The sequence below is a fragment of the Pseudomonas sp. G3-19 genome (assembly GCF_054855875.1).
In genome coordinates, this window is sequence record NZ_JBMPIQ010000003.1 from 895,271 (window position 1) to 921,367 (window position 26,097).

A 26,097-nucleotide genomic window follows, 5' to 3' on the forward strand; every position below is an offset into this window, starting at 1 on the left:
ATGGCACTGAAGCTTAACGAGCGCTACCCGGGCCGATTCAATAACCCGTCAGCTGACTATCCTCAAGGCTCTTTCAAAAACAGAACTACTCCCACTGCCAAGGATGGTTCATACCTTGAGCAGGACTGGGCAAACGATAAGGAAGGTTTTTTCCAGTCACTGATTTCTGTGGCGGGAGTAACGCCGAGCGGGACAGCCGATAAAGTTGGCACCTCTCAATACTATGATGCGTTGTTGACTGTCTTATATGCCGCAGCGCGCAAGACCCCTGTCCTAAACGACACAGGAACTACGGGTTCCTACGCGGCAGCCAACACTCCGACTCTCATCGCGCTGCCGTCGACTGGCTACATGCAGCGGGTGAAGATCGCCAACCCGAACACCGGACCATCAACTTATTCGCCAGACGGGCTGGCTGCCAAGCCAGTCTATGGCCTTGGCCTTCAGCCACTTCAGGGTGGAGAGCTGCCTGCCGGTATTGTTGTTCTGATGTATTTGGTGCAGGCAGGGGTAAACGGCGGGAACGGCGCCTGGATACTGATCGAATCTCTTGGTGGAGCGCAGCAGGTACCCCCCGCCACAAAAAGCCAGCACGCAATACAACTTGGGCAGGCCACCGGCCGCCTTCTTAATGTTCAAAAATTCGACACAAGCGGAACTTACACGCCGACAGCAGGCACCACTAAGATTCGCGTAAGGTGCCAAGGTGGTGGTGGCGGCGGTGGCGGCACTCCGGTTACTTCTGCAGGTCAGGTTGCTGTAGCTGGCGGTGGCGGTGCGGGAGCGTATTCAGAGGGGCTTTACGCCAACGCCGTAATTCAGTCCGTAGTAGTTGGCTCCGCGGGGCTTGCATCTGGCGCATCAGCTTCCCCTGGTGGCGTCGGAGGCGCGTCCTCTGTCGGCTCGCTCATCAGCGCAGCTGGCGGGGTGGGCGGTGGCGCGGGCGCAATTATTACTCCTCCTGCGCTTGTTAGTACGGGGGGTGCTGCGGGAGCTCTTCCGGCACTTGGCAACGTTGCCAACACAAGGGGGCAGGCAGGCGGGGTTGGAGTAATGCTAGGTGCCGCCAACGCGATCAGCGGATACGGAGGAAGTAGCGTTATGGGCGCTGGCGCAACTCCTGCGGCGAACGCTGCCGGCCAAAACTCTTTAGGGTATGGAGGCGGCGGATCTGGAGCATCTGCTTATGCGGGCTCACCAGCTACAAGCGGTGGAACCGGCGGCCAAGGGGTAGTTATTATCGAGGAGTATGCATGATGGGTACTTATGCAATTATCGAAATTGACTCTGGCTTAGTGACAAACACCATTGTCTGGGATGGAATCGCGGAATTTGCGCCAATTGAAGGTTGCCTGCTTATCGAAACGAGCACCGCGAGTATTGGTTGGACGTATGTGAATGGTGAATTCCTTCCTCCGCCAATTCAGCCACCTACACCTGCACAGGTCTTGGCAGCGCAAAGTGCGATTTTGCAATCGCTAACGCAGCTCGCCAATGCACAAAAAACCGCTCTGACGAACCGCATTGCAACTCTGCAGGATGCGATTGACAACGTCGGCGTCGAAGGGATGGAAGAATTTGCCGCTACGCCGGAAGAGCAGGGTGAATTCCCCAAGCGCAAAGCTCAGCTGACTAAGTGGAAGAACTACGGAATAGCCCTCGGCCGGGTCACGTCACAAGCTGGCTGGTACACGACCGTAGTGTGGCCGGCCCAGCCTGCGGAAGGGATGGATCTCACAGTGTCTGCAAGGGCGCCGGAGACGGTTTAGCTCTGCGAAGAAGGTTGTCGATTCCAGGGCGGATTTTGTACTTGTACACCCAATGCTCCAGCTTCCCGAACAGCACTGCGACCGGTAGCGCGGCGATGGCCATTAGTGCTACTGAGGTATACAGGGTTCCGCCATTTTTTTGCACTTCCAAATAAATGCAGTAGATGACGGCGGTATGTACAAGATATATGCCATACGAGTAGTCGCCAAGCGTATTCATAACTTTAGGGAGAGTTGGAGACTTTATTGCCCAGATGATGGCTGCAATAGTCAGGGCGCATACTGCAACTGGCGCCTTCATCCCGTAAAAGAAGATGCTGGAGGACGCAGAAATGAAAAGTGCCATGTATCCTATTTGCGGGCTTTTCGACAGTAGAATTCGCGACAGGAAAAAGCCGACAATGAAATAGATGTTCAGCGGGGAAAAGGCAATTTCTGAAACGGTTGGCATTGCCACGCTGAAGCTTACGCCGTTTGCTGTCTGGTAGATCATGACCAAAAGCCAGGCGAAGATCGCCCCGTCGATTATGGCTGCGCGACCGCGAAACACAGTCATCAATGCCAGCACCAGCGCATAGAAAAACATCTCGTAGATAAGCGTCCAGTAGGGAACCTGAAGAGATGGGTTCAGCGAGCCTGTAGGTATTAGCAGGATCGACATTGACGTGTCATTCAGATCTGGTCGATAGTCAGAGAATAAAAATAACACGCCGGCAGAAAACAAAACTGCTGCTATGTAGCCAGGATATATCCGAAAGATTCTGTGCAACATGAACTGCAGCGGTTTTCTATCTGTTTGCATTGCGATAACAAATCCAGATATAACAAAAAACACGAATACACCAATGTCTCCAAAGTTGAAGCTTAAGAATCGCGTTATCTGCGTGTTAGTTGCCAATCCAGAGAAATATACGCTGTGTTGAACAAATACCAAGAGAGCTGCTATCAAGCGCAGCGATTGTAAGTTTTGCAGGTTGTATGACACCGCTTAGTCCCTATCTAAATCACATCTTCATGATTGAGGCGCGATTTTGCGCCAAATTGCCATCAAGAGAAAGCCTCATGCCTATCACCGTGCTGCAATTATTGCAGATCCTCCCGAACATCCGCACCCAAGCGGGTATTTTTTTGCCTGGAGAAAAGTGATGCCAGTAACCGAGAAAGACCGAGATATTCTCGCCCGTACGATTTGGGGCGAAGCGCGCGGAGAAGGAACCGACGGCCAGGTTGCCGTCGCCTGGACTATCCGCAACCGCGTGTTTGATGGGAAGGAAAAGTCGTGGTGGGGGGAGGGCTATGCCGGCGTCTGTCAGAAGCCGTACCAGTTCAGCTGCTGGAACAAGACCGACGCGAACTATCAGTTCCTGATCGGCGTGAAGCAGATCCCGTTCCGCGAGCTGGCTCAATGTCGGATCGCTGCTGACCAGGTGATCGACGGCAAGGTGCCTGACCCAACCGGTGGCGCCACTCACTACTACGCCACCAGCATCAAAGCGCCGGCTTGGGCGGCGAAGGCCAAGCAGACGCTCAAGTTGGGCGGGCACGTGTTCTTCCGGGATGTGCAGTGATGGTCGTTCCGTGGAAAGCGGTGGGCGCGCTGGTGCTGGTGCTGATCGGCGCCGGCAGCACTTGGCAGTTTCAGGACTGGCGCTTCGGCAAGCAGTTGGCCGAACAGGCCCAGCAGCACGCCGAAACCCTCAATCAACTGACCCAAGCCGCGGCTACCGCGCAGCAGGCCGAGCAGGACAAGCGTCTGGCGCTCGAGCAGCGGCTCGCGGCCAGTGAGCAAACCCACTTCAGGAAAATGACCGATGCCCAACGTGACCAAAATCGCCTGCGCGATCGCCTTGCCACTGCTGATGTGCGGTTGTCAGTCCTCCTCGACGCACCCGACACTGCCAAAGGCTGTGGGATGCCAGCCACCGCCAGCGCCGGCGGCTTGGATCATGCAGCCGTACGAGCCAGACTTGACCCGGCGCATGCTCAACGAATTATCGCCATCACCGACACCGGCGACCGTGGACTGATCGCGCTACAGGCATGTCAGGCCTACGTCCGTGCGCTGAGTGATGGCTCGGCGCTATCGTTGCGAGGTGAACTCCGGTAAACCATCATTTATGTTCGATCTGGATGATGCGGGCACATGGACAAGCAACTGGCTGGTTACTCAATTGTGATGACGATTATCTGGGTTTCAGTCGTTCTTTCTGTCATTTATTGGATGTCGTAGTGAAGGTAATAGGTGGCTGATATGGAAGGCGTGGTGCTGAGCGAGAAGCAGAAACGAGAGGCGGATCGGTTGCTGGCGCAAATCGTTCGTGCTGATTCGATGATCATCGCTGTGAAGGCGGGAGCACGGGCGGATGGCTTCGTGCTTGGACTTGAAACCGGCGGGGCTTTGCGCGCCGGCGATGCGGAAAGGCTGTACATCATTTTTGAGGCCGCGCTGGTGGAGCGCTTGAAAACGCTGACGCACAGTTGATCAATCGATCGGCTTGATCAGGTCCGGACCCTGGTTTCGGACATTCCCCACAGCCCGGTCAACCTTGAACCACTCGAACACCTCTGTCGGTTCGCTTTGGTGCAGCACAATCTGTTCGGCGCGCTCTTTCGGTGTTGCCGGGTCTAACCATTCCCGTGCGAGTTCAGGCGATAACGCCACCGGCCGCCGGTCGTGGATATCGACCATTCCCCCGGCGCTGTCGGCTGTAATGATCACAAAGCCGTCGTGCTCGCCCGGTTCGTGCTCTTCGTTCGGATATTGGCCGATGGCGGCACACAGGATTGGTGACTGGTCCCGGTGCCTGATCAAATAGGGCTGCTTTTTCGGCCCGCCTTCGTCGACCCACTCGAACCAGTTATTGATCGCGATGATCGCTCGGTGCGGCCAGATCGCGCGGAAGAATGGGCCGTGGGCGACTTTCTCAACGCGTGCATTGATTGGCGCGGCGCGGTCTTTCGCCCAGTGCGGGCGCCAGCCCCAGCGAACCATGTCGGCGTGCAGGAATTGACCTTCTTGGTGGAAGAGGGCGAGTTGAGCGGTCGGCGCGGCGTTGTAGCGCTCGAACGGTTGCTCGCCGGTCGAGTTGACCAGGGCGTTGGGCATGCTGAGCGCTGCCACGAAGTCGTGAATGCCGCTGTACTGGGAGAGTCGTCCGCACATTGCCCGTTCCTCGCATGGTTCCTTCAGCGTAGACCCGCCGGTGCCGTCTTCCTCACAAAACCTTTTCCGGTGCAAGTTGGGCAGTCATCACGCGCATCAAATCGATCGAGGCAGGTGGGGCACATGCAAAAAGCCGCCGACTCGATGTGAGGGCGAACCTTTTCAAAAGCGCGTAGGTCTCGCTCTTCTTTGGCGATTTGAGCCGCATCAACCAGAGCGCGGTAAGCGTCTGGATCATCCATTGGCTTGTAATCAACCCCGCGAACAACCCGCTCGGTTTCAACGAGGTGGTACCGGCGCCCATTCAGTTCCAGAAACAGGCCCGAGATTGTCCCGATCTTTCGGGAAAGCCCCAAGGTCAGCCGCACTCCGTCCGCGCCAGAGTAAACCTTGCCGTCGTAGGGAAACGAGGCGCCGCGTGGTTCGTCGCTTTCGAAGTTGAAGATGGAACGGCTGATATTGCCAAGCAGCCTACCGGTGTCGACCTGCACGACATCGTAGGTCGACGCTCCGCGGTACTGGCCCGGCGAGTTTTGCAGCTCTTCTACAGAATGCCAGTAGGCGGCATCTGCCATCTCGTTCATATCGAACTGCTCAAGCTGGTCGATCAGTCCCTCTGTATGCAGGGCGTCCGCCATTTGATGAAGCGTTTCCCGGTGTGCCTCCGGGTTCTGCATGCGAAAGTCCTGGTCGTCTAGAGTCGCGCGCCATTGCTGGAGCCGAAGGGATTTGGCTTGGTCGAAATTCATGGAGGGAGATTCGCTGTACAAATGCTGTATGCATGTACAGTAATCGAGGTGCGCCGAGCAGGCGAGGGGAAGGCGACGAGCTGTCAGTCGGGCGCCATTAAAACCGCCAGGGTCATTTTGATGAACTCCTCGTTCTTGTCGATCGTCCAGAGTGCCCCGCGGATGTTCTCAGCGACATCTGCCGATCCACGCTGCTCGACCCAGTTGGACAGCTCCATGATGGCGGCTTCGAGGGCGAGCTGGTTTTCGTTGATCTTGAAGAGCAGGGAAGGGAGCAGGTCGGAGTTGGGCATTTTGGTTTCCTTGGCAGCCAAGGAATCAGCGTAGCACCGTGTTACATGAAGAGTGTTTTAACGATTGGCAGGACGCCGGAGAGGGGAGAAATCGGTCGGAGTTATGGAACGCGTCCACAAAAGTTATGGAACACATACCGAAAGGCAGAAATTTTCGTAAGCGCCAGAAACGACAAAGCCCTGAATAATCAGGGCTTTGTTGTATCAAATATGGCGGAGGCGATGGGATTCGAACTCATGGACCTGTTACAGTCGACGGTTTTCAAGACCGTTGCCTTAAACCACTCGGCCACACCTCCGTTTGCGTTGCGGGCGCCATAATACCTGAATGAAACACACTGTCAAACTCTGTGCATGGCTTGTTACAGAGCGTCTGTTATGATCTTTGCCACTGAACGTTTCAAACCAACAGGAGTGTCGCCATGCGCGAACAGGATTACGCAGTTCACAACAGCGTGCAGGCTGAGCAGCTAGAGGTTAGCCGCGTCCTGCGCAACACTTACGGTCTACTGGCGCTCACCCTCGCATTCAGCGGTGTGATGGCTTTCGTGGCCCAGCAGATGCGCGTCGGCTATCCGAACATTTTCGTGGTGCTGATCGGTTTCTACGGGCTGTTCTTCCTCACCAACAAACTCCGTGATTCTGCGTGGGGCCTGGTGTCCGCCTTTGCGCTGACCGGTTTCATGGGTTTCCTGCTCGGCCCGATCCTCAACCGTTACCTGGGCATGCAGGGCGGCGCTGAAGTGGTCAGTTCGGCATTCGCGATGACCGCGCTGGTGTTCGGTGGTCTCTCGGCCTACGTGCTGATCACCCGCAAGGACATGAGCTTCCTCGGTGGTTTCATCACCGCCGGTTTCTTCGTGTTGCTGGGTGCAACGCTGGCGAGCATGTTCTTCCAGATCAGCGGCCTGCAACTGGCGATCAGCGCCGGTTTCGTGCTGTTCTCGTCGGTGTGCATTCTGTTCCAGACCAGCGCGATCATCCACGGTGGCGAGCGCAACTACATCATGGCAACCATTAGCCTGTATGTATCGATCTACAACCTGTTCATCAGCTTGTTGCAGATCTTCGGCATCATGAGCCGCGACGACTGATCGCTGTTTGTGAATCAACAAAAAACCCGCTTCGGCGGGTTTTTTGTTGCCCGTGCGAAAACGTAGTGGCCTTTCGCCGACATTTTTTCAAGAAATCATGGCGCCTTTATGGAATTGGCCTACACCTAAGACAAGGAAGAACGGCAGGCGGTCGACAGGAGTCGGCATGCAGTAACACCTTCTACAGCCCCCGCATCCCATTTTTCTTCTTCTGTTCAAGCCCGGAGCGTCGCCCGGGTTGTCGTATTCGTTCATCCGGAAAACAGGAGGTCCTCCAAACCAGCCTACCCAGATTCAACCGTGAGTTGCTCTCGGCCCGCAAGCCGAGTCCCTGATTATCAAAAAAATAATGGAGGCCCTGGTGGTCGGACTCGATTCATGGGTCGCTGCAGGCGTTGTCCCAATCAAGGAGATCATCGATGAACCAGCCCCAAGGAAAGCGTGCCGTATTGGCTATCACGACAGCACTGTTCAGTGCCTCGACTCTTGCCGGTGTCTACCCCGATTTTGGCTATCAGCCACCCGCCAGCCAATATTCAGGCCCGTTGTTCGAACTTAGCCAGAGTTACCCGACCCAAGCTCCCCAAGGAGCGCTGCCGGATTTTTTCAAAAAACTCCCGACCAAACCCGACAACAACTTTGAAACCTGGCGTGCCTACATGGAGGAGGTGAAGCACTATTGCCTGGAAGGCAATGTCGAGGTTGATTGGAATGTACAGAAGAACAAGCTGCGTCAGTGGTACCACATGCCTTGGCAGCACTATGGCCCGCTGGGGCGTGAAGGTATTCATGGTCTGACCAAGGAAGCGCAGATTCCGGTCAAACAACTGGCACAGACGCAGATCGCCAGTGGCCAGACCTACGCCGTGGGCATTTACAACGACATTGGCGCCTACACCATTGGCGAGGTCTGGAAAGATCCGAACAACCCGGATCCTGGCTTCACTTCGCAACCCAAAAGCTTTGCCAATGGCACCGTAGTCTGCAAGGCATTGTTTGCCGATATTGATCGCACCACCGTACCGTTCCTCGTCAACCCGGTGTTGTGGCAAGGCTATATCACTGAAACTTTCACGTCCGCAAATCGCAAGATCAAAGATGTTGCGCTCATTCAGATGGACATCGCCGTGCGTGATACCCGTATGAGCGACACAGGCTGGATTTTCGGCACCTTCCAGTACAACGGGGCTAAAACCGGCAAACCCGGTTGGGACAATCTCGTTCCGGTCGGGATCATGTGGGGTAACGATCCGAAAGAAACCGGCAATGACTTCACCAATCCGACGCCGACTGAAACCAGAATCAACCCGGCATTGCAGCAGACGGCAATCAACGCCAACACCAAAGAACTGCCGCCCACCCACCTGGGCTGGAACGGTCGCCTCAACGGGCCTGTAGACAACCCCAACAGTTCCTGCCTGAGCTGCCACGCCACGGGTGAGTCGCCACAGGTGGCGATCATGAATCCCACCTTCCAGCCCAAGGACAAAATACCGAGCCCGGGTTCTGCGGAATGGATGAAGTGGTTCCAGAATATTCCGGCGGGTCATCCGTTCACGCCAGGGACCAAGAGCACGGACTACAGTCTGCAACTGTCAGGCGGTCTGGTTAATTATTTCGAATGGAAATGTGACATGAGCGGGATCTACGCCGATGGCAAGAACGCCTGCGCCAAGGTTCAGAACCTCAAGTTGAAAATGCTCAAGACAGGCGACGACAATTCGCAGCCTCAGCAAAAAGTCATGCGTGACCCAAGCTTGCAGCAATTGCTCGAGTAAAGTGCAGCAGCCTCCAGACGTCTCGGCGTCTGGAGGTTTTCAATCAGTTGATCACGATGCTGCCATCGGCCTGTTGCTTGTAAATCGTGTAGGGCAGCAAGAATGTGTCCAGCACACCTGAGACTGCTGCATCGACCACCAGGCCAAGGGAGGCGTTGTTGTAATTGAACGCGTCGACGTCATCCGGCTTTTCGGCGTGCAGCATGCAGAAGTCGTAGGTTGCACCGCTGTAAATGCGCGGAACAGCGCCGCAGTAGCTCTTCTTGGTCTTCAGCTGGTCCACAGAAGCCTTGTCGCTGAGCACGACGGTCTGCACCGTCCCGCACCCGCCGAGCATCAACACCGTCAGCATCACTGCCTGAATTCTCATTACCGCCCAATCCTTTCGCCGGAAAAACCTCAATCTACGCCGAGCAGGCGCAAAAAGCACTCACGCCATCGGCGGTAAACGGCGCTTGACCGGGGTTTTCTTGACGATCGCGGTGTTGGTTTCGGCCAGCGTATTAAGGCGGTCGAGCAGGGTGTCCAGCTGTTCCATCGAGCGCACGTGCAGGCGTGCGATGAAGCAATCTTCCCCGGTGACCTTGTCGCACTCGGTGAACTCCGGGATCGACATAATTTGCCGCTCCACCTCCTGCAATTGCCCCGGCAGTGGTCGCACCCGGACGATGGCCTGCAGCTGATAGCCGAAGCATTTAGGGTCGATCTCGACGGTATAGCCCTTGAGCACGCCGCGCTCCTCCAGGCGGCGCAGGCGTTCGGCCACGCTGGGTGAGGACAGGCCGCTGATTTGCGCCAATGCCTTGAGCGAGCGACGCGAGTCGTCCATCAAGGCGCTGATGAGGATCTGGTCGATATCGTCGGTCATGGGGCAACTCCGGTATTAGGCATTTGAGGGAAACCACCCGCGATAAAAAAGGCAGAAATCGAGTTTAGCCTGCTTTTTGCGCTGGAGGCGCTCGTGGTCGGCTTGGCATACTTTTGCCACGCTTTCGTCAAACGCTTAGGGAGATCGATGATGGACAACACAATCCGCCGTGGTTCATTGGAAATGACCGCCGCCATGCTGATTTCCGGGACCATCGGCTGGTTCGTGCTGGTGTCCGGGCAACCGGTGCTGGATGTGGTGTTCTGGCGTTGCGTGTTCGGCGCCGGCACCTTGCTGCTGATATGCGCGGCGTTCGGCTTCTTGCGTCCGGGCATTCTGACCCGCACCACGTTCCTGCTCGCGGTGCTCAGTGGGGTGGCGATTGTCGGCAACTGGGTGTTGTTGTTCGGCTCGTATTCCCGCGCCTCGATTGCCATCGGCACAGCGGTCTACAACGTGCAGCCGTTCATGCTGGTCGGTTTGGCGGCACTGTTTCTCGGCGAGAAAATCACCTTGCAAAAGCTGTTCTGGCTGGCGATTTCCTTTCTCGGCATGCTGGCGATCGTCAGTGCCCATGGCGGGCAGGGCGAGGGCGGTAGCGAATATCTGCTGGGGATTGCGCTGGCGTTGGGGGCGGCGTTGCTCTACGCGATGGCGGCGCTGATCATCAAGCGTCTGACCGGCACGCCGCCGCATCTGATCGCGCTGATCCAGGTCTGCACCGGAGTGCTGTTGCTCGCGCCGTTCGCGCACTTCAACGGCCTGCCGCAAACCAACGGAGCCTGGGCCAGTCTGGTGACGCTGGGCATCGTCCACACTGGCCTGATGTACGTGCTGCTGTACGGCGCGATCCAGAAACTGCCGACTGCCCTGACCGGTGCGCTGTCCTTCATCTACCCGATTGCGGCGATTTTCGTCGACTGGTTCGCCTTCGGCCATCGCCTGCAGATCCTGCAATGGATCGGGGTGGCAGCAATTCTGCTGGCCGCCGCCGGGATGCAACAGGGCTGGGGACTGAAAGCCCGGCGCCAGTTCAAATCGGTTTGATCAGATCCTTGAACAGGCCTTTGAGCTGCTGATTGCCGGCATCCACCAGATGGTTGTCGTCAAAGTACAGCGGCACGCCGTCCATGGAACCCATGCAGTTGCCGTTGGGGCACAGGTACGGCGTCGGGTCGATCACCGTCGCGTTGCAGCGGCTAGCAGCGGCTTCGATGGTTGCGATGGCGATGCGGTTGCGCTTCTCATAGGCCTGTAACGGCAAGGAAATGTCTGTGTTTTGCTGGAACAGACGCTGATTCAGATTCAAGCCCTTGTAGACACTGAAAGGCATCTCCGGGATCGGTTTGACGATGTACACCGGATGGTTTTCCGCGATCGAGCAGACCGTGCTGACGTACTCTTCGGTATACGCTTCGGCAAACGTGGCCTGGCGCTCGGGAAAGGAAATCCGGTAGCTGTTTTCCCGGCCCGAATCCGCATACAGCGCCGCACGGCTGAACAGCACCACCGGCACGCCGGCGTACGCGGTTTTCAGTTGTTGCAGCTTTTCCTGATTGAAGCCCCGGCACTGGCTTTCGACGGTCTTGTCGTGCATGGCGAAGTGCGTCAGGGTCGGGCAACCGCCCCGTGACCATGACAGTGCCGCCTGAGGATTTTCCATCTGCACCGCCGCTGCGGTGGATTGCGCATGGCTGTCGCCGTACAGAATTACCGACACATCACCCGTGCCCAGTTTGCAATCCGCCGCCGCATAGGCATTCGGGTAGCACTCCTGCGGATACAGCTTGCTGGTGTATTCCGGCTGGCCAAGTTCGACCAGTGCCGGGCGCCAGTCGGGGTGTTGCTTGACCAGCGACGACGTCGTTGCCGACACGGCCACCACCGCTACCGTCAGTGACGCGAACTTGACCACTGTTCGAGTAGCGCTCGTACCTTTCTTCACCTTCGATTCCACCAGGTAGAACGACAGGGTGCCGAGGGCGAACGAGGCGATGATTGCGCCGATCACGTGCGGCCAGCTGCTCAACAGCCCGCACAGGTAAAGCAGTACCACCAGCGGCCAATGCCACAGGTACACCGAGTAGGAAATGCTCCCGACAAATTGCAGCGCAGGATTGCCGCTGAACATCGACCGGGTGTTGGCGTGAATCACCAGCATCGTCCCCAGCACCGGCACCAGTGCCAGGTAGCCCGGCCACAGATCCGCCTCAGAAAAAACCAGCACGCTGACGGCAATCGCCAGCAGACCGAGCCCTTCGCAAATCGCGCCGCCGCGCTGGCTCAATCGCAGGGGAAACAGAAAAACCAGGCCGCCAGCGATCATTTCCCAGGCGCGGGTGGGCAGCATGTAGAAGGCGAACGTCGGGTTGACGCGGGTCACGATGATGGACGCCAGCAGCGAAATCAGCGCCACGGCCAGCAAGGCAACGCGAGTTTTATCGGTGCCGAAGAACCGGTGCAGCCCCATGATCAGCACGGGGTAAAGCAGGTAGAACTGCCATTCGACCGACAGCGACCAGGTATGCAGCAACCAGTTTTCATGCAGCGGCGCCGCGAAGTAATTGCCGCTTTGGGCAAAGCTGAAGTTCGAGCTGAACAGCAGACTGCTCTTGATCGTACGGATGGTTTCGCGCAAGTCATCCAGCGACAGATAAAAGTAGCCGAAGATCAGCAGCGCAACGCACAGGACCAGCAGGGCGGGAATGATGCGGCGGGCGCGGGAGGCATAGAAACCGAGGAGGGAAAAGTTCTGCTGCTGCACGCCATTGACGATGATGCCGGTCATCAGGAAGCCGGAGATGACGAAGAACACGTCTACGCCGACGAATCCGCCTTCAAACCCGGGCACCTTGAAATGAAACAGCACGACCGAAAGCACGGCCAGTGCCCGCAGGGCGTTGATACTCTTCCTGAATTGCATTTATGCGTCCATGTCACATCCGTTGTGCGGCGCATTGTAGTGATGATGTCAGCTTTGTTACATGGGTTTTTTCCGACGGCTCAGATGTTCCAGCGCGGTGCAGTCATCGCCAGGCGTTGGCGCAGTTCGCCAATGTTCGCGGCCAGTTGTCGGGTCAGCAACCGGTAACCGTCCAGCGTGCTGTAGACCGGTGTGTCGAGGCTCGCGTCAGGCAATTCCAGCGGGCGCTGCAGACGTTGCGTGGCGCCAGACTTCAAGGCCCGGGCCATGCCGATCAACTGTATGCGGATCACCCGGTGCTCGGCCCGCAGCGCCGATTGCAGATGCGCCATGGCTTCGGGGTCGTTGGCATCCGGGCGGGTGTTGCCGAGGATTTCCAGCGTGCTGACGCACATCCGCAGGTTGCGTTGAATTGCATCCAGCTCGGTCATGGAGATTTTCACTTCCTTGGACACCGAAGGCATCAGCGAGCGCAGTTGCACCATCACCGTGGTCACCCGGGCCATCAGCTTCAGGTGTTCATCGGCGCTGACCGGTTGGCCGCTGATGATCCGCCCATACAACGTGGCGCAGTCGCGCAAGGCATCGGCCAGGTTGTAGCGCCACGAATACACCGCATACAGCGGCAGGGCGAAGGAAAACGCCAGGGCCAGGGCGATGCCGATCAGGATGTCGACCCCGCGCCATAAGCCATCGGTGATCGGGTTGTCGCCATGCCCGGCGACAATGAAAACGGTGATCGCCGAGAGCAGGGCGGTGTAGCCGCCCTTGCCGATCGCGTGATAGGAGAAGAACCCGCAGACCACCGCCATGGCAAAGTAGGTCAGCCACGGCAGGCCCAGCCATGCCTGTTGCGCTACCAGCAGCAGACCGACGCCGGCACCGATCAGGGTGCCGGTGGCGCGTTCGGCGGCTTTCTTGCCGATGTTGCCGTGGTGTTGCAGGCCGCCGATCACCACCAGCATGGTCACCGAAGCCCACTCGCCGTGGGGCAGGTTGATGCCGGTGGTCAGCAGGATGGTCGCCAGCAGCCCCAGCGCTACCCGCACCGCGTGAATCAGTCGGGCGTGCTGGTAGCGGCGGTACGGGTCCAGCAACGGACGCAGGATTCGCCGCAGCAGCGGTGGCAGTCGTTGGGTGCTGAAGGTGCTCAGTGCAAAGTCCTCGTCAGAAGATGTAGTCGGTGGTCAGGAAGCTCGAATCGCGGCCGCGAATGATTTCGCTGATCAGATCCTTGTTGCTGTCCTGGAACTTGGTTGCCACCAGTGTGCGGATCGAAAACACCCGCAGGGCATCGTGTACCGACAGCGTGCCTTCGGCGGAGTTCTTGCGCCCGTTGAACGGGTAGGTGTCCGGGCCGCGCTGGCACTGGGCGTTGAGGTTGATCCGCCCGACCTGGTTGGCGAAAGTGTCGACCAGTCGACCGATCGCCACCGGGTTGGTGCCGAACAGGCTCAGTTGCTGGCCGAAGTCCGATTCCAGCACGTAATCGATCACGGTATCGAGGTGACGGTACGGCACGATCGGCACCACCGGGCCGAACTGTTCTTCGTTGTACACGCGCATCTGCGGCGTCACCGGGTACAACACGGCGGGGTAGAAGAACGACTCGCGACTCTCGCCGCCATTCGGGTTGACCACTTGTGCGCCCTTGCTCTGCGCGTCGGCCACCAGACCGTGCAGGTAGTCGACCTTGCCCGACTCCGGCAACGGCGTCAGCGCCACGCCGCTGTCCCATGGCATGCCCGGCTTGAGGGTGGCGAGTTTGGCGTTGAATTTTTCGATGAAGGCGTCGACCACGTCCTCGTGCACAAAGAGGATCTTCAGCGCGGTGCAGCGCTGGCCGTTGAACGACAGCGAACCGGTGACCGCTTCGCTGACCGCATTGTCCAGATCGACTTCCGGCAGGACGATGCCGGGGTTCTTCGCATCCAGGCCCAGCGCGGCGCGCAAGCGGTGTGGTTTCGGGTGCAGTTTCTTCAGGTCGCTGGCGGCCTTGTTGGTGCCGATGAAGGCGAAGATGTCGATCTTGCCGCTGGCCATCAGCGCGCTGACGGTTTCGCGGCCGCTGCCGTAGATCACGTTGATCACGCCGGTCGGGAAGCTGTCGCGGAACGCTTCGAGCAACGGGCGGATCAGCAACACGCCGAGCTTGGCCGGTTTGAACACCACGGTGTTGCCCATGATCAGCGCCGGAATCAGCGTGGTGAAGGTTTCGTTCAGCGGATAGTTGTAAGGCCCCATGCACAGTGCCACGCCGAGCGGCACGCGGCGGATCTGGCCGAGGGTGTCCTGTTCCAGTTCGAAACGGCTGGAGCGACGGTCGAGTTCTTTCAGTGCATTGATGGTGTCGACGATGTAGTCGCAGGTGCGGTCGAACTCTTTTTCCGAGTCCTTGAGGTTCTTGCCGATCTCCCACATCAGCAGCTTGACCACGGCTTCGCGCTGCTGGCGCATCCGGCCGAGGAACGCTTCGACGTACTGAATGCGTTCGGCCACGCGCATGGTCGGCCACAGGCCCTGACCGCGATCGTAGGCGCGCACGGCGGCATCGAGGGCGGTGAGGGCGGTGTCGGCGTCGAGCAGCGGGGTGCTGCCGAGAATCACTTGTTCATCGCCGTTTTCGCCGTGCAGATACACCGGGCTGCGCACGGTGGCGAGTGGGCCGTCCCAGCGCCGCAGTTGGCCATCGACGAGGTATTCGCGTTGCTCGACCTGACCGTCGAGGCGGTATTTTTCCGGGATGTCGCTGACAGAAGGGAACAGATTGCCAAGGATGTTTGCTGTGGTCATGTCGCTACCCCGTGTTGATGTCCGTATACAGATCAAAAAGTCTTTACAGGTTATACGCCTGAATGCGCCGATATTTAAACCCGCCAATGTCACGCGAATGTCACGCAGAGATGCGGAACAGAGCTCTGACTGGTTTATGAAATCCAATGTGGGAGCGGGCTTGCTCGCGAATGCGTCCTTTCAACTGACATCCTCATTTGCTGACACACCGCATTCGCGAGCAAGCCCGCTCCCACAGTTGAATGGGGTGGCCTGAACACTCTCTACTGGCCCCGGTTGGCCCCATCGTTGTCCGGCAATGCCCTCAACCCGCTGCCGTGCCTGCCTTAAGGTGTGATCACAACAAAAAGCGATGCCACCCTCGAGGATCGTTATGCGGGCAATCCCACTCACTTTACTGCTGGCGCTGATGATGACGCTGTGCGGCTGCGACGAAAAATCCGCACCGCCGGCGACCACTCACAATGCTACTCCCACCGACCCGGCACTGGCGCAGATCTACACCAACAGCTGCCAGCTGTGTCACGCCAACCCGGCTGCCAATGCGCCGCTCACTGGCGATCGTCAAGCCTGGGAACCACGCATCCGCCAGGGCGCCGACACGCTGCTCGACCACGCCATCAACGGCTACAACGGCATGCCGCCGATGGGCCAGTGCGTCGAGTGCAGCGAAGAACAATTCCTGCAACTGATCGGCTTCATGGCCGACCAGCCCCTCCCACAATAAGGGCGCGCGCATGAGCATGGATCTGACACGGCGTCAGTTGTTGCAACGGGCAAGCATCGTCGGCGCGTTCAGTGCATTGGCGGCCAATCCCGCGCTGGGACAATTGATGCGCGCCCCGCGACTGATTCCCTGGCGCAACTGGTCGGGCGGGCAGAGTTGCCTGCCGGCGGCGCGGCTGGCGCCGAAGAATCTTGATGAACTAAGCGCTGCGATTCGTCAGGCCCAGGGCAAGATCCGCCCGGTCGGTTCCGCGCATTCGTTCAGCGCACTGGTGCCCACCGACGACACTTTGCTGTCGCTGAGCTACTTCACCGGGCTGCTCGACCACGATCCGAACACCCTGCAGGCCGAATTCGGCGCCGGTACGCCAATGTCGCGCATGGGCGTGCCGCTGAAGGACGTCGGCCAGGCCCTGCAGAACATGGCCGATATCGATTACCAGACTCTCGCCGGGGCAATTTCCACCTCGACCCACGGCACCGGGAAAACCTTTCAGTCGTACTCGGCGCATGTCTGCGGCCTGCAACTGGTGACGGCCGACGGCGAGGTGCTGGACTGCGACAGTCAGCGCCACCCGGAAGTGTTCAATGCCGCCCGGGTATCCCTTGGGGCACTGGGCGTGGCGACGAAAATCCGTCTGCAAAATCGCCCGGCCTACCGCCTGCGCGAACGCCAGTGGATCGCCAAGACCGAAGAGCTGCTGGAAGACCTCGACAAAAACACCCGGGAAAATCAGCACTGGGAAATGCTCGTCGTCACCCATTCCGACTACGCGCTGTCCATCGCCCTCAACGAAACCAGCGACCCGGCCACGCCGCCGATCCCGCCCGAAGAGGAGGGCGGCAATGAGTTCGTGACCCTGATCGAGAAGATCGACAAATACGGCAGCGACTTCCCCGAGCTGCGCCGCACGCTGCTCAACAGTCTGCGGCATATGGCGAGTTTCGATGACCGGGTCGGCGACTCGTTCGACATCTACGCCAACGTGCGCACCGTGCGCTTCAACGAGATGGAATACTCGGTGCCCGCCGAACACGGCCCGGCCTGTCTGCGTGAAATCCTCAAGCTGATTCAGGACAAGGACCTGCGCACCTGGTTTCCCATCGAGTACCGCTACGTCAAGGCCGACGACATTCCGCTGAGCATGTTCGAGGGCCGCGACAGCTGTTCGATCTCGGTGCACCAGCATTACCAGATGGATCACCACAACTTCTTCGCCGCGGTCGAGCCGATCTTCTGGAAGTACAACGGCCGCCCGCACTGGGGCAAATTGCACACGCTCAACGCGAAGAATCTGCAACCGCTGTACCCGCGCTGGCACGAGTTTGTCGACGTACGTCAGGCGCTGGATCCGAGCGGACGCTTTCTCAATGCGCATCTGTCGTCGATTCTGGGGGTGAGCTGATGGCGGTCAATCGACGCAATTTTCTCCTCGGCACGCTGGGTGTCGGCGCTTTGTTAGTGGGCGTGGGCGCCTGGCTGCGACCGGGTGATCGTGGCGGCCCGTACAGCGAGTATTTTCGCGCGCTGAATAAAGAATTGAAGGACAACGGCCCGATGCGCCCGGTGTTGTTGATCGATCTGGATCGCCTCGATCACAACATCGACGTGGTGGTGCAGTCGGTCAAACGCGGCGGCAAGCAATTGCGTCTGGTGGAAAAATCCCTGCCGTCGCCGGGCTTGTTGAGCTACATCGCGCAACGGGCCGGGACGCAAAAACTCATGTCGTTTCACCAGCCGTTCCTCAATCACGACGCCGTCACGTTTCCCCAGTCCGACATCCTGCTCGGCAAGCCGTTGCCGGTGCGTTCAGCCGAGCTGTTTTATCAGACTCACAAAGGCTCGTTCGATCCTTCCAGGCAACTGCAATGGCTGCTCGACGGGCCTGAGCGCTTGCAGCAATACCTCGCGCTGGCGCAGGGTCTGGGCACGCGGATGCGCATCAACATCGAGCTGGATGTCGGCCTGCATCGCGGTGGGGTCAGTGATGTGAATGTGTTGGGGCAGATGCTCACGCTGATCAGCGCCAATCCGCAGCATCTGCAGTTCGCCGGGTTCATGGGTTACGACCCGTTCGTGGGTATGGGCGTGCCGGGGATACTCGGCTCACCGGAAGAACTGTTCGCCAAGGTCATGCTGATTTATCAGCGCTGCGTGGATTTCACCCGCCAGCAGTTTCCGGCGTTGTGGAACGAAAACCTGTGCCTGAACACCGCCGGCAGCCCGAGTTACCGCATCCACGAAAACGAGAAACTGAGCACTGAGGTGTCGGTGGGCACGGCGATGCTCAAACCGACGCATTACGACCTGCCGTCGCTGGTTGACCACGTGCCGGCGACCTACATCGCCACGCCGGTACTGAAAAGCACTGGTGCGGTGAATATCCCGGCGCTGGATGACAAGTCGACGTTGTTCTCGTGGTGGGACACCAACCAGCGGCAGACTTTTTTCATCTACGGCGGCAACTGGATGGCCGAGTTCGAATCCCCGCCAGGGTTGCAGAGCAATGGGGTGTACGGGCGCAGTTCGAATCAGGAGATGGTCAACGGCTCCAACGCCGTGGGCCTGACCATCGAAGATCAAGTGTTCCTGCGCCCGACCCAGACCGAGGCCGTGCTCCTGCAATTCGGTGATCTGCTGGCGGTGCGTGGCGGCAAGATTGTCGACACCTGGCCGGTCTACATCTGACCCAAAAACACCTCAGATCCCCCTGTGGGAGCGGGCTTGCTCGCGAAAGCGTCCTGTCAGTCAGCATCTATTTGACTGGCACACCGCATTCGCGAGCAAGCCCGCTCCCACAGGGTTTTGTGTTGTCTGTCAAATCCCGATCAATTTCTGTAATGAAGCTTTTATGACAAAAGTTCGGTAGCACATAGCCAGTCCGGTCATGCCTATGTAACGCGCTTGAGGGGCCCAACGGGGCGCTTTTCACAAGCCGAGGCGGGACGCCGGGAGTGAGGCAATGGGGACTATGGAACGCTACTCGAAAGTGGGCATGCAGGAGCTCGATCAGCGCCTGTCGAAGATCGTCGAGGCCGCGCGCAAGAAGCCGGTTTCGGTATATCGCTACGGCGCGCCGTGGGTCTGGATCGTCTCGCAGGATGACTGGCAGGGCGCCTTGAAAGAGGTCTCCAGCTACATTCCGCCCGGCCATTCGCTGGTGTTGCTGCGCCCGCAGATCGATGACTTGCTCGACGCCCATCAAGGCCTGTTGCACGAACTCAATGCCGAGCCCGGCATGCTCATCCCCGCGCAAACCGTCATGCACATCCTGCTCCTGCAACTGCTGTATTCGGTGCCCAGCGAGCAGCAACTGTATGAGCAACTCAATTACAACCTGCTGTTCCGCTGGTTCGTCGGTCTTGGCCTGAACCAGAAAGTCTGGAGCTTCAACGTCCTCAGTCGTGACATCGCCACGCTGCTCAACAACCCGCGTGCGGTGCAGCTCATTCAGAAAATCATCGGCGAAGTGTTCTGCGGTGCCTTGCTGCAAATGCCCGAGTTCTCGTTGAACTTCGCGCTGCTGCACACCTGGCTCGGCAAGCACAGCGGTGTCTCGACAGTCAGCAACTGACGCAACACACAAGGCGCGCAACAGCGCCAACAGGTCATCGCGAATTCAGGGGGTAGTGTGGATCAGATTTTCACGTCACGGCTGGCGCTGTGGGGCTGGCTGCTGGTGACGGCCGGCGCGCAACCGGCATTCGCCGAAGAGGCTGCCCAAGGCGCCGCGCCGCAACGTCTGGTGGACGTCAACGAATACTTCGTGCGCGGCAACACCGTGCTCGACGCCCGGGCAATTGAAGAGGCGGTGTACCCGTTTCTCGGCCCGCAAAAAGCCATGACTGACATCGAAGGCGCCCGCGATGCCCTGCAGAAGGCCTATCAGGAGCGTGGCTACCAATCGGTGTTCGTCGAGTTGCCGGAGCAATCGGTGGCGGACGGCATCGTCTATCTTCAAGTCAGCGAAACCAAGGTCGGCCGCGTGCGTGTGGTCGGCGCCAAACACTATTCGCCGCTGGACATCCGCGACAACGTGCCGGCGTTGAAAGAAGGCGAGGTGCCGGACTTCGCCAAGGTTCAGGGCGAACTGGCGCAGCTCAATAAAACCCCGGGCCGCCAGGTCATGCCGCTGGTGCGCGAAGGTCAACGCCCCGGCACCATGGACGTCGATTTGCAGGTCGAAGACCAGAACCCCTGGACCGGCAGCATCGGCCTCAACAACGATTACAGCGCCGACACCGAAAAGCTGCGCGCCGTGACCAGTCTCGGCTACAACAACCTGTGGCAGCTCGGCCACAGCATCAACCTGACGTACTTCACCGCGCCGCAGGACACCGACAACGCCAAGGTCTGGTCGGCTTCCTACACAGCGCCGTTGAGCGAGCGCTGGAGCGTGCAGTTCTCCGGTTATCAGTCCGACAGCAACGTCGCCACCATCGGCGGCAGTAACGTGTTGGGCAAGGGGCACTCCTACGGCGTGTCGGCGATCTACACGTTGCCGTCCAGTGGCAACTGGTCGAACTCGCTGTCGGCCGGTATCGACTTCAAGGACTTCGACGAGCGCCTGACCCTGTCCGGCGAGAGCGACAAGGTGCCGCTGAAATACGCGCCGTTCACCTTCGCCTACAACGGCTTCCGCTACACCGAAAAGAGCCAGCTCGGCCTCGGTCTGAGCCTGGTTGCGGCCACCCGCAGCATCTTCGGTTACGGCAGCTCCGACGAAGACTTCGACTACAAACGCTACCGGGCCAACCCGAGTTTCGCCGTGCTCAAGGGCGACAGCAACTTCACCTGGACCTTCGACAACGACTGGCAGAGCGCGAGCAAAGGCGCGTTCCAGCTGGCGTCGGGGCCACTGGTCTCCAACGAACAGTTTTCCGCCGGCGGCGCGACCTCGGTGCGCGGCTATCTGGCGGCCGAGCGCACCGGTGATGACGGCGTGCTGCTCAGTCAGGAGCTGCGCACCCCTTCGCTGGCGAAATACGCCGGCAGCTGGATGCAGGAATGGCGCTTCTACGCCTTTGCCGAAGGCGCGCAACTGTACCTGCGCGACGAACTGCCGGACCAGGACGCCAGTTACGCCCTGGCCAGCGTCGGCCTCGGCACCCGCGCCAGCCTGAGCAAATGGCTGTCCGGCAGCCTCGACTGGGGCTACCCGTTACTCGAAGGGCCGAACACCTCGAAGCAGGAGTCGCGCCTGCACTTCAACCTTCAAGCCACTTTCTAAAGGAGCACGTTCATGCAGCGCCTCATTCTTTCGTTGTTGATCTGCCTGGGCTTCGTGCTCCCGGCCACGGCGCAGGCCTGGTGGCAGGACGACTGGCATTACCGCAAACAGATCGCCGTCGACACCACGCCGCAGGGCGCCGGGATTAATCAGGCCCTGGGCCGCACCGCGCTGCTGGTGCGCCTGCACACCGGCAATTTCACCTTCGACGGGGTCAAGGAAGACGGCGCGGATTTGCGCTTCGTCGCCGCCGATGACAAGACCGTGCTCAACCACCAGATCGAAAGCTTCGATGCGCTGATGGGCATGGCGCTGATCTGGGTCGATGTGCCGAATGTCGAGGGCGGCCAGCGTCAGGACATCTGGATGTACTACGGCAATCAGAAGGCCCCGGCCACCGGCAACGGCCAGTTGACGTTCGATCCGAATTACACCGCGCTGTATCACTTCGACGGCGCCACCGGCACCCCGGCCAAGGACACCACCGCCTACGGCAACACCGCGCAAAGCGCCACCGGCGCGGCGATTGACGGCGTGGTCGGGCGCGCCTTGCAGTTCAGCGGCCAGCCGTTGCTGCTGCCGGCCAGTCCGTCGTTGCAGCACAGCGCCGGCAGTGCGTTCACCTTCAGCGCCTGGCTGCGTCTGGATCAGGCCAATGGCGAGCAGTTGATTCTGGCCCGTCGTGAAGGCGCCAACAGCCTGCTGGTCGGGGTCAATCAAGGTGTGCCGTTTGTGGAGATCGACGGCCAGCGCGCCGTGGCCACTCAGCCGCTGAATCCGGGCCAATGGCAGCACGTCGCGCTGACCGCCGAAGGTTCGAAAGTCAGCTTGTACATTAACGGTCGTGAGGGCGCGTCCCTCGCTCAAGCGATGCCGGCGTTCAATTCGGTGATGGCGATTGGCGGCGATCTGACCGCTGGCCCGTTCCAACCGTTCGTGGGCGCCATCGACGAACTGCGCCTGTCGAAAGTCGCGCGTCCGGCGCCGTTGCTGCTGGCTGACGCCACCGCGCAAGGCGCCGAGTCGAAACTGGTGGCCTACGGCGTCGACGAAGAACAGTCCGGTTTCGGCTTCGGCAGCCTCGGTTTCCTGCTCAACGCGGTACCGGTGGACGCCTGGGTGATCATCGTCGTGCTGGTGCTGATGATGTTCCAGTCGTGGATCATCATGCTGCGCAAGAACCGCACCCTCAGCCGCGTGAGCAAGGCCAACGAGGATTTCCGCGAGCAGTTCGCCAAGGTCGGTACCCGTCTGGAGATGTTCGCCGACGACGCGCAACTCGCTCAGCGTCTGCAGCACTCGCCGCTGTGGCGCCTGTACTCGGTGGCGGTCAAGGAAATCCGTACTCGCCGCGAGCAGGGCGCCGATACCTCTTCGGTGTCGGCGGCAACCATCGAAGCGATCCGCTGCTCGATGGACGGCGTGCGTACCCGTGAGAACCAGGCGCTCAGCTCGAAACTTTCGACCCTGTCCAACGCCATCGCCGGCGGCCCGTACATCGGCCTGCTCGGCACCGTGCTGGGGATCATGGTGGTGTTCCTCGGCACCGCCATGGCCGGCGACGTCAATATCAACGCCATCGCGCCCGGCATGGCCGCCGCATTGCTGGCCACCGCCATGGGCCTGTTCGTCGCGATCCCGGCGCTGTTTGGCTACAACCGCCTGATCACCCGCAACAAGGAAGTCAGCGCCGACATGCGCGTGTTCGTCGACGAGTTCATCACGCGTCTGGCGGAGATGCACGGCGAGAGCCAGTTCAGTGAGTCGTCGCATCAGCGCGGTCATCACGCCAACCACTCCGTACCGGCCTGAGGAGCACTGCCATGGCGTCCGTAAATGCCTCCCACGACGATGACGAAGATGCAGCGGTGGACAGCATCAACATCACCCCGCTGGTCGACGTGCTGATGGTGGTGCTGGTGATGTTTATCCTCACCGCCACCGCGCAGGTCTCCGGGATCCAGATCAACCTGCCCAAGGCCAGCGCCTCGGTGTCGCTGTCGGAGGCCAAGACCAAAGCGATTTCGGTCAACGACGGCGGTCAGGTGTTCCTCGACGCCTACCCGGTGACCCTTGCGGAGCTGGAAGAGCGCCTGCGTATCGAGAAGGCGCAGAGCCCGGACTTCCCGGTGATCGTGCGCGGCGACGCCACGGTGCAGTACCAGAAGGTCATTGAAGTGCTGGATCTGTTGCGCCGGCTCGAACTGTCTCAGGTCGGTCTGGTGACCGGCAAACCGACGCAGGGCTGAGTGATGACCGCACAACTTCCGATCGAGCCCTTGCCGGTGAAGAAATCACCACTGCGCTACGTGAAGTGGGGCGCCGGGCTGCTGCTCGGCGCGCTCGCCGCGTGGTTTCTGTGGCAGTGGGCCAATGACATGAGCGGCGTGCGCCGTGAAGCGCCGAAGTTGCCGACGATCATTCCGTTGCCGCCACCGCCGCCGCCACCTCCGGAAAAACCACCGGAGCCGGAAACCCCGGTGGAAGAAAAAGTCGTCGAGCCCGAACCCACGCCCGAGCCGCAAGAGGTCAAGCCCGAGGAAGAGGCGCCGCCATCGCCGGCGGACGATCTGGCCAACCCGATGCAAATGGACGGTGACGCGCAGAGTGGCAACGACGCTTTCAACATCGGCGCCGGCAAGGGTGGCGGCATGGCCGGTGCGGGTGGCGGACGCCTGGGCACCGGCACTTACAGCCAGTTCCTCGCGTTCACTTTTCAGCGCTTGCTGCGCGAGAACTCCGATCTGCGCAACCTCGCATTCTCGCTGCAGGCCGATGTGTGGCTGAGCAGCGTCGGCGAAATCACCCGGGTCGAGCTGGTCAAGTCCAGCGGCAAGCCCGAGATCGACACTCAGGTGCTGGCCGCATTGCGTAACGCGCCCCATCTGAGCGAACGGCCACCGGCCTCCATCACTTTGCCTGTGCGCCTGTCCCTGCAAGGGCGGCGTCCGGGTTAACCCACTTATTCATTGCCAAGCATTCAAGCTTTGCCAAAAGGAGTTGTGTGCAGATGATTTCCAACGTGAATCGATTGTCCCTGGCGGTCGGCATGGTCATTGCGACCCTGGTCGGTCAGGCCGCGGCAGCGCCTGCGCCCTCGGAGAACGCCACGATCAATCTGATCCGCTTGCTGGTCGAGCAGGGCATTCTGAAACAGGACAAGGCTGACGCGCTGATCGCCCAGGCGCAGAACGAAGCCGCCCAGGCCAAGCAGGCAGCGGCTTCGACAGCCGTAGCGGCCGGACCGGTGGCGGCACCGGGCGATGTGCGCGTGCAGTACGTGCCGGCCGCGGTGCGCGACCAGATCCGCGATCAGGTCAAGGCCGAGGTCATGGCCACCGCCAAGCAGGAAAACTGGGCAGCGCCCAACACCTTCCCGGACTGGGCGTCGCGTATCAGCTTCGATGGCGACATCCGCCTGCGCGATGAATCGCGCTACTACTCGGGCAGCAACAGCAACGAAATCGTCGACTTCGCCAAACTCAACAACAACGGCCCGTACGACGTGAACCCCAACAGCAGCACCAGCCTGCCGCCGTTGCTCAACACCCGTGAAGACCGCACCAATCAATTTCGCATTCGTGCGCGGTTGGGCATGAAAGCGGTGATTTCGCCGGAGTGGACCGCCGGCATCCGCATAGGCACCGGCTCGGACAACAACCCGGTGTCGACCACGCAGAACCTCGGCGGCGGATTTGCCAAGAAAGACATCTGGCTCGATCAGGGCTACCTGAACTGGAAGCCGACCGATGAGCTGACCCTGACCGGCGGGCGCTTCGCCAACCCGTTCATGTCCACCGACATGCTCTATTCCAACGACCTGAACTTCGATGGCGTGGCGGCGATTTTCGACCACAAGCTCAACCGCGACTGGGGTGTGTTCGGCACCGTCGGCGCGTTCCCGGTGGATTACACCAACGACACCAGCACCAGCAACGGTTTCGACAAGGAAGAAAGCGACAACAAGTGGCTCTACGGCGCGCAGCTCGGCGCCAAGTGGGCGATCAACAGCAACAACCGCCTCAAAGGTGCGCTGGCCTACTACCGCTTCGACGACATTCAGGGGCAGCGTTCCAGCCCTTGCGAGCCGTGGGCCGGCGCTCCGGGCTGCGACACCGATGGCAGCCGTGCAGCGTTCATGCAGAAGGGCAACAGCGTGTTCCTGCTGCGCGACATCACGCCGAACCCGGCCAACCCGACCACCACACCGCAGCCGCAGTTTGTCGGCCTGGCGTCGGAGTTCAATCTGCTCGACCTGAACCTGGTGTGGGACGCCGATCTGCCAGAGGACTTCAAGCTGCGCAGCCAGGGCAACTACATCCACAACCTCGGTTACGACGAAGGCGACATGCGCAAGCGCTCCGAGGGGCAGATCGTCAACAACCTCAACAGCAGCGGCGAGATCGAAAGCGGCGCCAATGCGTGGATGGTCCAGTTCACCCTCGGCAATGCGCTGGACCTGAAGAAGCAGGGCGACTGGAATATGTTCGCCGGGTACAAGTACATCCAGCCGGACGCCTTGCCCGACGGCTTCAACGATTCGTCGTTCCACCTCGGCGGCACCAACGCCAAGGGCTATTTCCTCGGCGGCAATTACGGTCTGGCGAAGAACGTCTACGCCACCGGCCGCTGGCTGAGCACCGAGGCGGTGTACGGCGCGCCGTTCGACATCGACGTCTTGCAGCTTGAGATCAACACGCGCTTCTAAGG

26 protein-coding genes and 1 tRNA gene are annotated in these 26,097 nt (G+C 59.8%); 17 read left to right on the top strand and 10 right to left on the bottom strand.

Features of this window, described 5'->3' with window-relative positions; genetic code table 11:
- Entirely contained in the window at positions 1-1,257 is a 1,257-nt protein-coding gene (locus ACOYXI_RS04175; RefSeq protein ID WP_461674390.1) for a glycine-rich domain-containing protein, read from the top strand.
- Positions 1,254-1,769: a tail fiber assembly protein gene (locus ACOYXI_RS04180; RefSeq protein ID WP_461674391.1), complete on the top strand. Its 516-nt coding sequence runs from the start codon at positions 1,254-1,256 to the stop codon at positions 1,767-1,769. The genes ACOYXI_RS04175 and ACOYXI_RS04180 overlap by 4 nt, the downstream gene beginning before the upstream one ends.
- Here ACOYXI_RS04180 and ACOYXI_RS04185 read toward each other — a convergent pair.
- Positions 1,735-2,754 carry an acyltransferase family protein gene (locus ACOYXI_RS04185; protein ID WP_461674392.1) on the bottom strand — a complete coding sequence of 340 codons (1,020 nt, stop codon included), beginning with the start codon at positions 2,752-2,754 and terminating at the stop codon, positions 1,735-1,737. The two genes, ACOYXI_RS04180 and ACOYXI_RS04185, sit on opposite strands and share 35 nt — an antisense overlap.
- Before the next feature lie 160 nt (positions 2,755-2,914).
- Between ACOYXI_RS04185 and ACOYXI_RS04190 the strand changes: the two genes are divergently transcribed.
- From ACOYXI_RS04190 to ACOYXI_RS04200, 3 genes are all read left to right on the top strand, one after another.
- The gene (locus ACOYXI_RS04190) at positions 2,915-3,337 is read left to right on the top strand and encodes a cell wall hydrolase (RefSeq protein ID WP_461675542.1); all 423 of its coding nucleotides are present in this window, start codon (positions 2,915-2,917) and stop codon (positions 3,335-3,337) included.
- Positions 3,337-3,876 (top strand): lysis system i-spanin subunit Rz, encoded by a 540-nt coding sequence (locus ACOYXI_RS04195; RefSeq protein ID WP_461674393.1) that lies wholly within the window; start codon positions 3,337-3,339, stop codon positions 3,874-3,876. The genes ACOYXI_RS04190 and ACOYXI_RS04195 overlap by 1 nt, the downstream gene beginning before the upstream one ends.
- Before the next feature lie 144 nt (positions 3,877-4,020).
- Positions 4,021-4,251: a hypothetical protein gene (locus tag ACOYXI_RS04200; protein WP_103367496.1), complete on the top strand. Its 231-nt coding sequence runs from the start codon at positions 4,021-4,023 to the stop codon at positions 4,249-4,251.
- On the opposite strand, the gene ACOYXI_RS04205 is transcribed toward ACOYXI_RS04200, so the two are convergent.
- The 4 genes from ACOYXI_RS04205 to ACOYXI_RS04220 form a co-directional block, all read right to left on the bottom strand.
- Positions 4,252-4,932 carry an SOS response-associated peptidase family protein gene (locus tag ACOYXI_RS04205; RefSeq protein WP_461674394.1) on the bottom strand — a complete coding sequence of 227 codons (681 nt, stop codon included), beginning with the start codon at positions 4,930-4,932 and terminating at the stop codon, positions 4,252-4,254.
- Between the two features lie 23 nt (positions 4,933-4,955).
- On the bottom strand, positions 4,956-5,681 hold the full coding sequence (locus tag ACOYXI_RS04210) for a hypothetical protein (RefSeq protein WP_461674395.1): 726 nt from the start codon (positions 5,679-5,681) through the stop codon (positions 4,956-4,958).
- An 83-nt stretch (positions 5,682-5,764) separates the two neighbouring features.
- Positions 5,765-5,974, bottom strand: a complete 210-nt coding sequence (locus ACOYXI_RS04215) for a hypothetical protein (protein ID WP_103519845.1) — start codon at positions 5,972-5,974, stop codon at positions 5,765-5,767.
- Positions 5,975-6,185: 211 nt separating this feature from the next.
- Positions 6,186-6,273: transfer RNA gene (locus ACOYXI_RS04220), tRNA-Ser, on the bottom strand.
- 123 nt (positions 6,274-6,396) lie between these two features.
- On the opposite strand from ACOYXI_RS04220, the gene ACOYXI_RS04225 reads away from it, so the two are divergent.
- Complete coding sequence (locus tag ACOYXI_RS04225) at positions 6,397-7,068, top strand: Bax inhibitor-1/YccA family protein (protein ID WP_027613775.1); 672 nt, start codon at positions 6,397-6,399, stop codon at positions 7,066-7,068.
- A 419-nt stretch (positions 7,069-7,487) separates the two neighbouring features.
- The gene (locus ACOYXI_RS04230; protein ID WP_461674396.1) at positions 7,488-8,846 is read left to right on the top strand and encodes a hypothetical protein; all 1,359 of its coding nucleotides are present in this window, start codon (positions 7,488-7,490) and stop codon (positions 8,844-8,846) included.
- 43 nt (positions 8,847-8,889) lie between these two features.
- Here ACOYXI_RS04230 and ACOYXI_RS04235 read toward each other — a convergent pair whose 3' ends face one another.
- Together ACOYXI_RS04235 and ACOYXI_RS04240 are read right to left on the bottom strand one after the other, a co-directional pair.
- The gene (locus tag ACOYXI_RS04235) at positions 8,890-9,216 is read right to left on the bottom strand and encodes a YceK/YidQ family lipoprotein (protein WP_027613773.1); all 327 of its coding nucleotides are present in this window, start codon (positions 9,214-9,216) and stop codon (positions 8,890-8,892) included.
- Between the two features lie 60 nt (positions 9,217-9,276).
- Positions 9,277-9,714: an Lrp/AsnC family transcriptional regulator gene (locus ACOYXI_RS04240; protein ID WP_027613772.1), complete on the bottom strand. Its 438-nt coding sequence runs from the start codon at positions 9,712-9,714 to the stop codon at positions 9,277-9,279.
- 150 nt (positions 9,715-9,864) lie between these two features.
- On the opposite strand from ACOYXI_RS04240, the gene ACOYXI_RS04245 reads away from it, so the two are divergent.
- On the top strand, positions 9,865-10,761 hold the full coding sequence (locus ACOYXI_RS04245) for a DMT family transporter (RefSeq protein WP_461674397.1): 897 nt from the start codon (positions 9,865-9,867) through the stop codon (positions 10,759-10,761).
- On the opposite strand, the gene ACOYXI_RS04250 is transcribed toward ACOYXI_RS04245, so the two are convergent.
- From ACOYXI_RS04250 to ACOYXI_RS04260, 3 genes are all read right to left on the bottom strand, one after another.
- Positions 10,748-12,637: an acyltransferase family protein gene (locus tag ACOYXI_RS04250; RefSeq protein WP_461674398.1), complete on the bottom strand. Its 1,890-nt coding sequence runs from the start codon at positions 12,635-12,637 to the stop codon at positions 10,748-10,750. The genes ACOYXI_RS04245 and ACOYXI_RS04250 overlap by 14 nt on opposite strands.
- An 80-nt stretch (positions 12,638-12,717) precedes the next feature.
- A complete protein-coding gene (locus ACOYXI_RS04255) occupies positions 12,718-13,758 on the bottom strand; it encodes an FUSC family protein (protein ID WP_193774890.1) in 1,041 nt (346 codons plus the stop codon).
- A 46-nt stretch (positions 13,759-13,804) separates the two neighbouring features.
- Positions 13,805-15,430, bottom strand: coding sequence for an NADP-dependent glyceraldehyde-3-phosphate dehydrogenase (locus ACOYXI_RS04260; RefSeq protein ID WP_461674399.1), 1,626 nt, complete (start codon positions 15,428-15,430; stop codon positions 13,805-13,807).
- Positions 15,431-15,803: 373 nt separating this feature from the next.
- Here ACOYXI_RS04260 and ACOYXI_RS04265 point away from each other — a divergent pair, with 373 nt between their 5' ends.
- From ACOYXI_RS04265 to ACOYXI_RS04305, 9 genes are all read left to right on the top strand, one after another.
- Positions 15,804-16,157, top strand: coding sequence for a c-type cytochrome (locus ACOYXI_RS04265; protein ID WP_134786262.1), 354 nt, complete (start codon positions 15,804-15,806; stop codon positions 16,155-16,157).
- Positions 16,158-16,233: 76 nt separating this feature from the next.
- The gene (locus ACOYXI_RS04270; RefSeq protein ID WP_461675543.1) at positions 16,234-17,562 is read left to right on the top strand and encodes a D-arabinono-1,4-lactone oxidase; all 1,329 of its coding nucleotides are present in this window, start codon (positions 16,234-16,236) and stop codon (positions 17,560-17,562) included.
- Positions 17,563-17,636: 74 nt separating this feature from the next.
- Positions 17,637-18,845 carry a DSD1 family PLP-dependent enzyme gene (locus tag ACOYXI_RS04275; protein ID WP_461675544.1) on the top strand — a complete coding sequence of 403 codons (1,209 nt, stop codon included), beginning with the start codon at positions 17,637-17,639 and terminating at the stop codon, positions 18,843-18,845.
- Positions 18,846-19,119: 274 nt separating this feature from the next.
- A complete protein-coding gene (locus tag ACOYXI_RS04280) occupies positions 19,120-19,731 on the top strand; it encodes a transposase (RefSeq protein ID WP_223008537.1) in 612 nt (203 codons plus the stop codon).
- 57 nt (positions 19,732-19,788) lie between these two features.
- Positions 19,789-21,387, top strand: coding sequence for a ShlB/FhaC/HecB family hemolysin secretion/activation protein (locus tag ACOYXI_RS04285; RefSeq protein WP_461674400.1), 1,599 nt, complete (start codon positions 19,789-19,791; stop codon positions 21,385-21,387).
- A gap of 12 nt (positions 21,388-21,399) precedes the next feature.
- Positions 21,400-23,199 (top strand): DUF2341 domain-containing protein, encoded by a 1,800-nt coding sequence (locus ACOYXI_RS04290; protein WP_461674401.1) that lies wholly within the window; start codon positions 21,400-21,402, stop codon positions 23,197-23,199.
- Between the two features lie 11 nt (positions 23,200-23,210).
- On the top strand, positions 23,211-23,636 hold the full coding sequence (locus tag ACOYXI_RS04295) for an ExbD/TolR family protein (RefSeq protein ID WP_003224462.1): 426 nt from the start codon (positions 23,211-23,213) through the stop codon (positions 23,634-23,636).
- A gap of 3 nt (positions 23,637-23,639) precedes the next feature.
- Positions 23,640-24,344 carry an energy transducer TonB family protein gene (locus tag ACOYXI_RS04300; protein ID WP_210556974.1) on the top strand — a complete coding sequence of 235 codons (705 nt, stop codon included), beginning with the start codon at positions 23,640-23,642 and terminating at the stop codon, positions 24,342-24,344.
- A 53-nt stretch (positions 24,345-24,397) separates the two neighbouring features.
- Positions 24,398-26,095, top strand: coding sequence for a putative porin (locus tag ACOYXI_RS04305; RefSeq protein ID WP_461674402.1), 1,698 nt, complete (start codon positions 24,398-24,400; stop codon positions 26,093-26,095).
- Positions 26,096-26,097 lie beyond the last annotated feature (2 nt).

Coding starts and splice junctions, on each gene's coding strand:
- ACOYXI_RS04235 (WP_027613773.1), bottom strand. CDS start 9,216: ATGAGAATTCAGGCAGTGATGCTGACGGTGTTGATGCTCGGCGGGTGC.
- ACOYXI_RS04240 (WP_027613772.1), bottom strand. CDS start 9,714: ATGACCGACGATATCGACCAGATCCTCATCAGCGCCTTGATGGACGAC.
- ACOYXI_RS04180 (WP_461674391.1), top strand. CDS start 1,254: ATGATGGGTACTTATGCAATTATCGAAATTGACTCTGGCTTAGTGACA.
- ACOYXI_RS04260 (WP_461674399.1), bottom strand. CDS start 15,430: ATGACCACAGCAAACATCCTTGGCAATCTGTTCCCTTCTGTCAGCGAC.
- ACOYXI_RS04250 (WP_461674398.1), bottom strand. CDS start 12,637: ATGCAATTCAGGAAGAGTATCAACGCCCTGCGGGCACTGGCCGTGCTT.
- ACOYXI_RS04175 (WP_461674390.1), top strand. CDS start 1: ATGGCACTGAAGCTTAACGAGCGCTACCCGGGCCGATTCAATAACCCG.
- ACOYXI_RS04225 (WP_027613775.1), top strand. CDS start 6,397: ATGCGCGAACAGGATTACGCAGTTCACAACAGCGTGCAGGCTGAGCAG.
- ACOYXI_RS04190 (WP_461675542.1), top strand. CDS start 2,915: ATGCCAGTAACCGAGAAAGACCGAGATATTCTCGCCCGTACGATTTGG.
- ACOYXI_RS04265 (WP_134786262.1), top strand. CDS start 15,804: ATGCGGGCAATCCCACTCACTTTACTGCTGGCGCTGATGATGACGCTG.
- ACOYXI_RS04205 (WP_461674394.1), bottom strand. CDS start 4,932: ATGTGCGGACGACTCTCCCAGTACAGCGGCATTCACGACTTCGTGGCA.
- ACOYXI_RS04200 (WP_103367496.1), top strand. CDS start 4,021: ATGGAAGGCGTGGTGCTGAGCGAGAAGCAGAAACGAGAGGCGGATCGG.
- ACOYXI_RS04230 (WP_461674396.1), top strand. CDS start 7,488: ATGAACCAGCCCCAAGGAAAGCGTGCCGTATTGGCTATCACGACAGCA.
- ACOYXI_RS04195 (WP_461674393.1), top strand. CDS start 3,337: ATGGTCGTTCCGTGGAAAGCGGTGGGCGCGCTGGTGCTGGTGCTGATC.
- ACOYXI_RS04290 (WP_461674401.1), top strand. CDS start 21,400: ATGCAGCGCCTCATTCTTTCGTTGTTGATCTGCCTGGGCTTCGTGCTC.
- ACOYXI_RS04245 (WP_461674397.1), top strand. CDS start 9,865: ATGGACAACACAATCCGCCGTGGTTCATTGGAAATGACCGCCGCCATG.
- ACOYXI_RS04215 (WP_103519845.1), bottom strand. CDS start 5,974: ATGCCCAACTCCGACCTGCTCCCTTCCCTGCTCTTCAAGATCAACGAA.
- ACOYXI_RS04280 (WP_223008537.1), top strand. CDS start 19,120: ATGGGGACTATGGAACGCTACTCGAAAGTGGGCATGCAGGAGCTCGAT.
- ACOYXI_RS04295 (WP_003224462.1), top strand. CDS start 23,211: ATGGCGTCCGTAAATGCCTCCCACGACGATGACGAAGATGCAGCGGTG.
- ACOYXI_RS04300 (WP_210556974.1), top strand. CDS start 23,640: ATGACCGCACAACTTCCGATCGAGCCCTTGCCGGTGAAGAAATCACCA.
- ACOYXI_RS04210 (WP_461674395.1), bottom strand. CDS start 5,681: ATGAATTTCGACCAAGCCAAATCCCTTCGGCTCCAGCAATGGCGCGCG.
- ACOYXI_RS04305 (WP_461674402.1), top strand. CDS start 24,398: ATGATTTCCAACGTGAATCGATTGTCCCTGGCGGTCGGCATGGTCATT.